Below are 10396 nucleotides of genomic sequence, written 5' to 3'. Positions count from 1 at the left end.
ACAAGTTACCTGAACTCCATGGTAAAAAGCGCCACGGTTGTGGGTTTCTATCCTATTGTGGTGAGTTAAGCCAGGGAGTTGTATATACCTTGTTATTCCTGGCCCGCTACCGCTTTGCCTTCTTCGTCGAAACGGGCAACGGCGCGCTTCTGCTCTGCGTTTGTGAAGAGAATCTCATAAGTAGGCTTAGCAGCGGCATCCTGTGCAACTGGTGCCACTCTATACACCTCACTCACCTGCCAGTCTTTCAGGGCATCGTTTTTCAAGGCTTTCTTAACGCCGTCAGGCAACTCTTCTGCAGTAATCTGCTGCTTGCCTGGGTCCTGCTGCGTTTGCTCTGTGGCCTGTGGCTGCTGTGTGGATGGAGAGTTATCAGACTGGGCATTGGCTTCTAAAGAAAATACTCCCATTGCTGCGAATGCAATTGCAAATACGGTTGCTTTTTTCATCTTAATCTGTTTTTAAAGTAAGTGTGGTATTGTTCTGCCATTCCCATATGTGATAACTGTGCCAGGAAATAAAAAGATGTTATAACATGTTGCAGGCCTGCGAATTATGCTTCCGGGGCTGAACCCAGAAGTTTATGAGGCAGGGGCAGAACTGTAGAAATATTCTACAGAATATAGAATTCCACCCCAGAATGGCCGGCGGCAGTGCGCAGGGCCTGGACAGGCAAAAACATTTTCCCTCCTCCTTACTTATAGTAGAGAGCAGCAGCGGTAGCTGGTCGCTTCACTTCGGTTGCTGAAAATTCTTTACCTTTATACCATGAGTGAACCACGAAAAAAACTATTTCTGTTAGACGCGATGGCGCTGATATACCGGGCGCACTTTGCCTTCAGCAAAAACCCGCGCATCAACTCCAAGGGCATGAACACCGGCGCCGCCCTTGGCTTTACCAATACGCTGGTAGAGGTACTGCGGAAAGAGCAGCCAACCCACATCGGAGTTGCCTTCGACTCCGCGGCCAAGACCTTCCGACACGACAGCTTTGCTGAGTACAAAGCCAACCGGCAGGCGATGCCGGAAGATATTTCCATTGCTATTCCATACTGTAAAAAGATAATAGAGGCCTTTAATATTCCGGTGCTGATACTGGATGGGTATGAAGCAGACGATATAATTGGCACTATGTCCTGCAAAGCCGAGAAAGAGGGCTTTGACGTGTACATGATGACGCCTGACAAAGACTACTGCCAGTTGGTAACGGAGCATGTGTTCCTGTACAAGCCTGCCTTCCTGGGCAATGCCGTGGAAGTGTGGGATGTGCAGAAGGTGCTCGACAAGTGGGAGATTGAACGGGTGGAGCAGGTAATAGATATACTGGGCCTGCAGGGCGACGCTGTGGATAACATTCCGGGTATACCGGGCATCGGCGAGAAAACGGCAAAGTCGCTCATTCAGCGCTTTGGCTCTGTTGAAAACCTCATTGCCAACGCCGATGAGCTGAAGGGAAAGCAGAAAGAGAACGTGGTGAACTTTGCAGAACAGGGGATGATGTCAAAAGAACTGGCTACCATCCACTGCGATGTGCCGCTGGAGTTTAACCCGGAAGCGCTGCGTTATGATGGCCCAAACGAGGAGCAGATAACAGAGCTGTTTGCAGAACTGGAGTTCCGGCAACTGGCTCAGCGCGTACTGGGGCAAAGTCTCGCATCGGCTGTAACGGCACCTGCTGCCAAAACAGCACGCAAAGGCAAAGCTGCAGACCAGAACCAGACTTCGCTGTTCGGGGCTGCCGCTGCTGCAGCAGTAGACACCGCAGTGGCAACAGAAGAGCAGGTGCCGGCCACGCTGCAAACCATCCACACCACGCTGCACGACTACCACCTCATTAACACGCCGGAACTGCGCCAGAGCCTGGTCAAGTACCTGCTGAAGCAGGACGAGGTGTCTTTCGATACAGAGACGACAAGTGTAGACGCCATCACGGCCCGACTTGTGGGCATGTCGTTCTGCTACCGTGCCGGAGAAGCGTATTACGTGCCTGTGCCGCACAACGACCAGGAGGAGGCAAAGCGCATAGTGGCCGAGTTTAAGCCGGTGCTGGAGAACCCAAACATCGCTATGGTTGGGCAGAACATCAAGTACGACATCCTGGTGATGAAGAACTACGATGTGGAGGTGCAGGGGCCGATTTTCGACACCATGCTGGCCCACTACCTGCTGGAGCCCGAGATGCGCCACAACATGGACGTGCTGGCAGAAACCTACCTCCACTATACGCCGGTGCCTATCACCGACCTGATTGGTCCGAAAGGAAAGAACCAGAAAACGATGGCCGACCTGGAGCCGGAGGAGATAAAGGACTATGCCTGCGAGGATGCTGACGTGACGCTGCAGCTGAAGCATTATTTTGAGCCACTGCTGCAGGAGCAGGGCCTGATGAAGCTGTTCCGGGATGTAGAGACACCGCTGGTGCAGGTAATTGCCGATATCGAAAAGGAAGGCATTAGTATAGATTCTGATGCGCTGGCAGACATATCGATGCAGCTGGAGTCCGAGATTACCAGTATAGAAAAACGCATTTTTGAGATAGCAGGAGAGCACTTCAACATTGGCTCTCCAAAGCAGCTCGGCGAGATACTGTTCGACAAGCTGGAGCTGCACGGGAAAAGCAAGATCAAGAAAACAAAAACAGGCCAGTATGCCACCGGCGAGGAAATCTTGTCGAAGATGGCTGGGGAGCATGAGATTGTGCGCCTCATACTGGAACACCGCGAGCTGTCGAAGCTGAAGTCTACTTACGTGGATGCGCTGCCGCAGCTGGTGTGTGAGCAGGACGGAAGAGTGCATACGTCCTTTAACCAGGCAGTAACGGCTACTGGTCGCCTCAGCTCCACCAACCCGAACCTGCAGAACATTCCTATCCGGACAGAGCGCGGGCGCGAAATACGCAAAGCCTTTGTGCCCCGCAATAACAAGCACTTGATCATCTCCGCGGACTATTCCCAGATTGAGCTCCGCATTATGGCCGACTTCAGTGGCGATCCTACCATGAAGGGAGCTTTTAAAAATGGCATTGATGTGCACGCCTCTACCGCCAGCAAGGTGTTTCACGTGCCACTGGAGCAGGTAGATAACGAAATGCGCCGCAAGGCCAAGATGGTAAATTTTGGTATCATCTACGGCATCTCTGCCTTTGGGCTGGCTGAGCGCCTGATTATTCCGCGGCGTGAAGCAGCGGATATCATTGAAGCCTATTTCCAGGAGTTCCCGGCGATAAAGGAGTACATGGACAGCACCATCGAAAAAGCCCGCGAACTGGAATACGCTGAGACACTGCTGGGTCGCCGCCGCTACCTCCGCGATATCAATTCCCGGAACCAGACAGTGCGTGCCTTTGCCGAGCGCAATGCCATCAACGCCCCCATACAGGGAACCGCCGCCGACATCATCAAGATAGCGATGATTAATATTCAGGATTACCTGAAGAAGGAGAAACTGCAGACACGCATGATCCTGCAGGTGCATGACGAATTGCTGTTTGATGCCCCGAAAGAGGAGGTCGAGATTGTAACGCCAAAGATTGTAGAGCTTATGACAAACGCACTACCATTGAGCGTGCCGATGGAAGTAGGCCTGGGTGTAGGCGAAAACTGGCTGGAGGCGCATTAGTGACGGGATTAAATATATTGTCTGCATCAGGATTTTCAGGATGAAATAAATTTACAGAATGGCTGTAGCTGTACTTTAAAGCAACTTGCTCATTCTGAGATTTTTATATATAACTCATACATCCTGTTCATCCTAAGAATTCTAAAAATCCTGATGCAGACAAAAAAAGCACCTCAACCTGAGGTGCTTTTTTAATTGTATAAATCTAAACTTTAAAATCTTTACGGGAAAAGAACTGCTCTGTACTGTGTTACATCCACAGTAGGTATCCTGGAGTTATAGGTTGAGTTGACAGACTTTATCATTTCATTCGCTACAATCGCATAGCCTCTCGGTGTCAGGTGCACGCCATCCAGAGAGAAAAGGTTGCCGGAAATAAAGGCAGGCGAGTAGCCAACGTTGTTATTGCCAAAGCCAGTCTGAATCGAGTTAAAGTAAGTATTAGCATCCCACAAAGCAAGACCTGTTGCTTCAGCAGTTGCTTTGATAATATTGTTGAAGGAAGTGGTAGCAGCTTTAACAGCATCTTGCTCATTCACATCCAGTAGCAGTGCGCTTGGCCATGGGTTACCTGCCGAAAAACCGAACATCTGGGTTGTATCGATGCTATAGTTTAGCAGCAACTGCGCCAGAGTAGCTCTTATAACCAGAGGGTTGGTCTGGCTGGGGCTCACCTGCTTTGCCAGGTCTCTCCAGTATTTACCTGTAGGCTGGCCTAGCAAAGGAGCATAAGGAGCACCTGTTAAAGTAAACAGCACGCCATCCTCAGCGGCATTGATCTGAGAAGTCAGGAACTGAACTCTCTCTTTGCCAGCCCCCGTGATCGCCACCATGCCGGGTACGTTGTTCGTGGTCAGGGTATTTTTGATTTGCGGCCCAACTGTTGTAAAGAATGGGATTCCTGTTACATTCGGGATAGTGGCCAATATCCCCTCCTGTCCGTTGACAGTAAGAGCAGTTACCAACTGGGTGTAATTGGCGTCGAAAGTATTCACCGGTGTGATAGCGTTAGATGCAGCGGCAGAGGCACCTCCTGATGTCGCGTAGCTCAGCACATCGTTGTTTCCCAGCCACAAGCTGAAGAACGTATGGTCAGTAGACTGCTGCACACGCTGCAGGTATGTCTGCCCTGCCTGGCTTTCAGGAGTGATACGCTCAAAGTATGGGTTGCCTTGTGTGCTGCCATAACCCTGTACGTTGATATCGGCTACTTTCAGGCCCGGTACACCTAAGTTCTGAACAGGGTCAGTAAATTTTGTGAAAAGCACCGGGCTGGCGCTTCTGATGGCACGGTTCTCAGTAACTGTTTCTGTGATAGGACTGCCTGTGGCTGTAAAGCCTGTAAGGCGAAGGTACCCGGAGCCATTACGCTGATCCTCAGTAAAAAGTGGCTGGACGAACTCTCCTCCACCCACTTCCTCGAACTGATTTGCAAGAATAGCAGGGTAGGAGTTTACCTGGCCTTCACGGTACAGGCCGTTGTCCTGGAAGCCGGCTGTAAGTGAGTTGCCTACTGCCAGGTACTTTGTGAAATCAGCCTGGCCTGAACTGGCAGCCGGTGCATCAATCTCAGGATCACAGCTGGTGAGCAGCAAACCAGCAGAAAGGGCTAATAAGCTGGATTTATATAGGTGTCTTTTCATATACTTAAGGGAGAATTAAAATTTGAAATTTAAACCAACACCCGGAATGTAGGCAACAGACTTGTAAGTACCGGGGATACCGCCAGACAAGGCGCCTGTGTCAGTTCTTTGCTTTTTGTTGATGTACAGGAAGGAGGCATCAATGCTGAAATTATCGGAAACAGCAACCCCAATACCTGCAGACAAGCCCAGTGCATCGGAATCAGGTGTCTCAGGGGTAAGGTACCCTTCCTGCACAGGCGTGCTGTCATAGTAAGCACCGCCACGCAGCGCCACTGCATCTGCTAGCTTGTACTCCGCGCCGATACGGTAGATGTAGGCGTCCTCGTAATTGCGGGCATTCTCAGAGAAATTGGCTCCGTTCACCTCTGCTGTATAGTCGAAGCGGAGGCTCTCATAGGCGCTCCAGCCTACACGGCTCACGTCTACAGCCACGGTTAATCCATCAGTTGGCATAAAGCCTACACCTAAGGTAAGCGTTGAAGGTAAAGGAAGCTGTGCGTCAAACTGCGTGCCTGCCGGGAAACGGGAGCTGATAGACGGGGCAACCGTAAAGGTAGCGTCGCCGCCTTCCACTCTCATGTCTACTTTTGAGCGGTAGTTCAGGCCCACAGAAAACTGTTCTGAAGGTTTAAAGAAGATGCCCGCGTTAAAGCCAACACCGCTTGCATTTCCATCCAGTTCTGCTTTGCCATACTCTCCCTGCTGATTCTGCACCGGAATGCTACGTTGCAGGTTTACACCACCTACTGCGTACACAAAGCCCACACCCACACCAATCTGGTCGGTTATCTGGTAGCTTAGGGTAGGCTGTATGAATATAGCTGATAAGGAAAGCTCATTTAAGCCAAACCGGCCGCTCCACTGGTCACCCCATACTACAGAAGAACCAAACGGCGTGTACACACCTAAGCCCGCCTTCAGTTTATCGTTTATTCCAAACACGCCATAGAACTGGAAAGGAGTCCCCAGCGGGTTGTCCGTCATTTCCTGAACACCGCTTGGCTCAGGGGCCCGGTAAGCGATTTTGGCCATAATGCCGGAAGCACCAATTGTCACACCGTTCTCACGCAGGTAGCTCATGGCGCCTGGGTTAAAGAAAATACTGGATGTTCCGGTCTGTATACCGGTGCCGGTGTGGCCCATACCTATCTGGCGCTGACTGGCCAGGTTTACCTGGTACCCTCCCGCCATAGCGGAAGCTGAGAGCAAAGTGCCGCCTAATAAGGCTAAAATTTTACTTTTCATAAACGCGTAATGTATAATGTAGGGTGATGATTCGTCTAAACAAATATATCGCTAATGCTGCTACTGGCAATATGTTTTTCAAATATTTTTTGATTTCGGTCGAAAAATGAAAATGGCCTTCCAAACCAGTGCAGCGACAGGTTTTCACGCTGCTTAAAGAAGTATAAATATTGCAAAAAGATTGTCTGTTTAGCGGCTCTTCTACATCAGAAAACAATGTTTCCGCATCGCTTCAGGGCAAAGCTGGCATGTGCTGTTGCTGCTGTAGGTAAAGTATAATTTTATCCTGCCATTTCGTCTATCTTATTCAGCTGCGCTACGTTTAGAAACCTTCGGAATCAAAAATGAGGCTTATGTACGATGTGATTATTATAGGGGGCGGACCGGCCGGGCTTAACGCAGCAATGTTATTGGGGCGCTCCAGGCGAAAAGTTGTCGTGTTTGATGGTGGCCAGCCCCGGAACCGCTGGGCCAGGAGCATGAACGGCTTCCTGTCCAGTGACGGCGTGAACCCGCGTGAGTTTATAGAAAAAGGTAGGTCAGAGCTGGTAAAGTACGGGGTTGAGCTGAAGGATATGGAGGTAGCGTCTGCTACCTACAGTAAAGGGCAGTTTGTTGTAAACGATGCAGCCGGCGAGGTGTACCACTCGCGCAAACTGCTGCTGGCCACAGGCCTGAAAGATAACTGGCCGGAGGTGGAAGGCTTCGAGGCTTTCTATGGCAAAACCGTGCACCACTGCCCTTACTGCGATGGCTGGGAAAACCGAGACAAGGCAATTGCTGTGTACGGGAAAGACCGCAGCGGCATTGGGCAGGCGCTGGCTATGAAGAACTGGAGTAATGATATAACCTTGTACACGGACGGTACAGACAAACTGCTGCGCGATGACCTGGAGTTGCTGGAGGCAAACGACGTAAAGGTTGAGAAAAGAAAGGTTTTACGCCTGGAGGGAGAAGACGGCAACCTCCAGCACATCGTGTTGCAAGACGAGGAGAGGCGTGCACAGCAGGCAATGTTCTTTTCAGAAGGCACTAAGCAGCAGTCTAACCTGGGAGAGATGCTAGGCTGCGAGTTTACAAGCAAAGGGGTCATAAAAACCCGCCGCCAGCAGCAGTCGAATATACCGGGGCTTTATGTTGCCGGAGATGCCGCCCGTGATGTACAAATGGTCATAGTGGCGGCCGCAGAGGGCGCCAAAGCGGGTGTTGCCATCAACATGGAGCTACAGCAGGAAGACAGAAAGAAAGTGGGCTAAAGCAGCTCCAGGCTATTCAGAAAGCGCTACTTCTCGGGCATAGCCCTGGAGGTAGCGCTTTCGTTTTGCGGTACCGGCTGAAACAGGTGTTCCCGCAGGCAATATCGGTAGCCGTGCACCAGCAGGTGCATTTTCAGGTTCTCTACTGCAATCGGCTCATTTTCCTCTACATCCCGGGTATTAGAGAAGCGGATTTCACTGGCATCTATAATGGTTACTACTCCTGTCCCAAACACCTCTACCTGGTCTCCTTCTTTTATGATGATGCCTGTTTCTTCGCTCAGGCCTATACCCACATATTCAGGGTCATGGGCAACAGCATGAGCCAAGCGGCCAAAGCGGCCACGTTCTGCAAAGTGAGAATCGATGTAGACGTTTTTGATAAAAGAGCAACCCTCTGTTGTTTTCATCTCACCCTTGATGAGCGAATAATGGCCATAGCCGTTATAAATCATCCGATCCGACATCACTGCTGCACCAGCGCTTGTACCTGCTATAATGATGTCTTCGGTGCGGTAGCGGTGGCGCATGGTATTGAGCAGCTTTGTACCGTTCAGGAAGTTTGCGAGCCGCACCTGGTCCCCACCTGTAAAGAAGATGACGCTTGCCTTGCCAATGCGCTGTAGGTTCCCGGCAGTGTCGGCAGGGTGCTCTTCGTCTATGTGCATGAAGTGCACGTTATGGCAGCCTAACTCCTCAAATGCCTCTTTATAGGCATTCCCGGATTCTACCGCATCTGAAGGCTGGGGAGTGGCTGTGGCTATCACTTCAATATGCGAGGTTAACTCACATATATCCGACCGGATCAATTTTATCAACCCATCGTCATCTCCTCCTCCCAATGCAATTAGTTTTCCTCTTACTTGTTCCATGCTCACGTTTACACACAAAGATGTACCTTATACTGCGTGTGGTGCTGCCGGGTTGAGGCAAAACAGGAGTACGTTCAACTAATGTTATAGCTTTTTGCTGCACTTTACATCAAGGAAGCAGCAACTCCTCCTCCTGAAAGGGTTGCGCTTGCCGTTCCGGCACGGTGCCATCCGGCAGCTGCCACGGCCGCTGCGGCGCAAACGGCATCATTAAGAGGTGCTTTGCAGACTGTTCTTTCGGGTCGCGGTACGATGGCACGCCGATGGTGATTTCGTCCTGCGGCACATTAAGGCGTAACGAACGGTGCAGGCGGTCCCAGCAGGAGAAGATAACAGAGAAGTTGCTGTTGGTTTCCCGGGCCACAATAGAGTGGTGGATGCCGTGCATGCGTGGCGTTACCATCAGCTTGCACAGCTGCCGCTCCACCCTGTAAGGCAACCTTATACTAGCATGGTGAAAAGCAGTGCAGCCCTCAAAAATGACCTCATAAAAAAGCACCAGTGGCGCAGGTATACCTAGCAACGCAGTAGCAGCGCTACGGTAAGGCACAGAGGCAATGTTTTCCCCTATATGAAAGCGCCAGGCAGTGGAAAGGTCCAGGTCCAGGTCTGCATGGTGCACGTTGTGGAAGCGCCACAGCAGGTCTGACCTGTGCAGCAGCACGTGCCAGAGGTAGTTGGTGTAATCGAGCAGCAGAAACCCTGCAGTATAGCGTGCCCATTCAGGTAGCGGCAGCCGCCTAAGCAAACCAAACCTGTATTTACTGGCTTTGTGTGCAGCGGCATACATGCCCGGTACCAGCAGCAGCCGCAAAGCAGGCAGAGCTGCTGCTGCCACGCTGCCATTTTCCAGGAGGCGCTCAAATTTAGGGCGGGTGCGTGTACGTAGCTGCCGCTTCGCCTCCAGCACAAACAGTGCTGCGGCGGCTACTCCAAGGAGCGGCATGCCTATTCGGTCAAACTTCGGGAACATGATTTTCATTACCCTAAGCTACCGCTAAAGCTCCTGTTAAGTTACGGCGGCCATGCCCTTGTAAAGTGGCTTTTTCAGAAAAAAGGAGGAGCCGCCAGAGCTGTCGGTATCCTTGAAATCTGAACATGTTCGGTAGCGAACAATTAAGTGTTCGGCACCGGACACTTTTTGCTAGGGAATATATCTCAATTTTATAGCTAATTAATTGATAATAAACGTATTGTAAGTATTGGCACACTTCATGTAATCTGCTAAAAAGAAATAAAAAAAATCATAGCGCTACCAAGCAACCTTTTACCCTAAGTTATTATCTATTAGAGCAGAACATAAATAAAATGATAACCTTTAAATAGTACGACCATGAAAATCATAATCCTTCTTTTCGCCTTCGCATTCGGTATGGGTGCCAATTTCAAAAAGTCAGCAAACGACTTAAGGGAAATCTCCACAAGAAATGAGATGAACCAAAACCAAAGAGAACTTAAAAGATACCAGCACTACCCTAACCTGCTGCCAGAAGTAGAGGTTATTGCGCCTAGCTCATAACCCTGCTTCCCTGCCAGCAGATGACTTGAAACAATTAAAACGCTATAAAAAATACTACTATGAAAATTATCATTCTTCTTTTCGCCATTGTACTTGCTTTCGGAGCAACAGTTAAAAAGTCAGCTTCAGACATGAAGGAAATAAGTGCCAGACAGGTGCTGAATGAGTACAAGCACCACGGCAATATGCTGCCGGTTGTGGAAATTACTGCTGTGCGTAGTTAACAGTTCGTCTAAAACC

9 protein-coding genes are annotated in these 10396 nt (G+C 50.3%); 4 read left to right on the top strand and 5 right to left on the bottom strand.

Going from position 1 to position 10396, the window contains the following annotated elements:
• Positions 1–92: 92 nt before the first annotated feature.
• Positions 93–449 (bottom strand): hypothetical protein, encoded by a 357-nt coding sequence (locus ACYVB1_RS21165; protein ID WP_460925813.1) that lies wholly within the window; start codon positions 447–449, stop codon positions 93–95.
• A gap of 319 nt (positions 450–768) precedes the next feature.
• Here ACYVB1_RS21165 and polA point away from each other — a divergent pair, with 319 nt between their 5' ends.
• Positions 769–3618 (top strand): DNA polymerase I, encoded by a 2850-nt coding sequence (polA, locus tag ACYVB1_RS21160; RefSeq protein ID WP_460925812.1) that lies wholly within the window; start codon positions 769–771, stop codon positions 3616–3618.
• A 221-nt stretch (positions 3619–3839) separates the two neighbouring features.
• Here polA and ACYVB1_RS21155 read toward each other — a convergent pair whose 3' ends face one another.
• Together ACYVB1_RS21155 and ACYVB1_RS21150 are read right to left on the bottom strand one after the other, a co-directional pair.
• Positions 3840–5261 (bottom strand): SGNH/GDSL hydrolase family protein, encoded by a 1422-nt coding sequence (locus ACYVB1_RS21155; protein ID WP_460925811.1) that lies wholly within the window; start codon positions 5259–5261, stop codon positions 3840–3842.
• Between the two features lie 15 nt (positions 5262–5276).
• Positions 5277–6509, bottom strand: a complete 1233-nt coding sequence (locus ACYVB1_RS21150; RefSeq protein WP_460925810.1) for an OmpP1/FadL family transporter — start codon at positions 6507–6509, stop codon at positions 5277–5279.
• 344 nt (positions 6510–6853) lie between these two features.
• On the opposite strand from ACYVB1_RS21150, the gene ACYVB1_RS21145 reads away from it, so the two are divergent.
• Positions 6854–7765 (top strand): NAD(P)/FAD-dependent oxidoreductase, encoded by a 912-nt coding sequence (locus ACYVB1_RS21145; protein WP_460925809.1) that lies wholly within the window; start codon positions 6854–6856, stop codon positions 7763–7765.
• Positions 7766–7791: 26 nt separating this feature from the next.
• Here ACYVB1_RS21145 and ACYVB1_RS21140 read toward each other — a convergent pair whose 3' ends face one another.
• Both ACYVB1_RS21140 and ACYVB1_RS21135 read right to left on the bottom strand, forming a co-directional pair.
• Entirely contained in the window at positions 7792–8637 is an 846-nt protein-coding gene (locus ACYVB1_RS21140; RefSeq protein ID WP_460925808.1) for a cyanophycinase, read from the bottom strand.
• A 109-nt stretch (positions 8638–8746) separates the two neighbouring features.
• A complete protein-coding gene (locus tag ACYVB1_RS21135) occupies positions 8747–9619 on the bottom strand; it encodes a sterol desaturase family protein (RefSeq protein WP_460925807.1) in 873 nt (290 codons plus the stop codon).
• Positions 9620–9970: 351 nt separating this feature from the next.
• Between ACYVB1_RS21135 and ACYVB1_RS21130 the strand changes: the two genes are divergently transcribed.
• Both ACYVB1_RS21130 and ACYVB1_RS21125 read left to right on the top strand, forming a co-directional pair.
• Positions 9971–10156 carry a hypothetical protein gene (locus tag ACYVB1_RS21130; protein ID WP_460925806.1) on the top strand — a complete coding sequence of 62 codons (186 nt, stop codon included), beginning with the start codon at positions 9971–9973 and terminating at the stop codon, positions 10154–10156.
• A 59-nt stretch (positions 10157–10215) separates the two neighbouring features.
• A complete protein-coding gene (locus ACYVB1_RS21125) occupies positions 10216–10380 on the top strand; it encodes a hypothetical protein (RefSeq protein ID WP_460925805.1) in 165 nt (54 codons plus the stop codon).
• Positions 10381–10396: the final 16 nt, after the last annotated feature.

Source organism: Pontibacter brevis (assembly GCF_054779655.1).
Note: the sequence above shows the minus strand (reverse complement) of the source record. Positions and strands in the feature narration are given on the sequence as shown.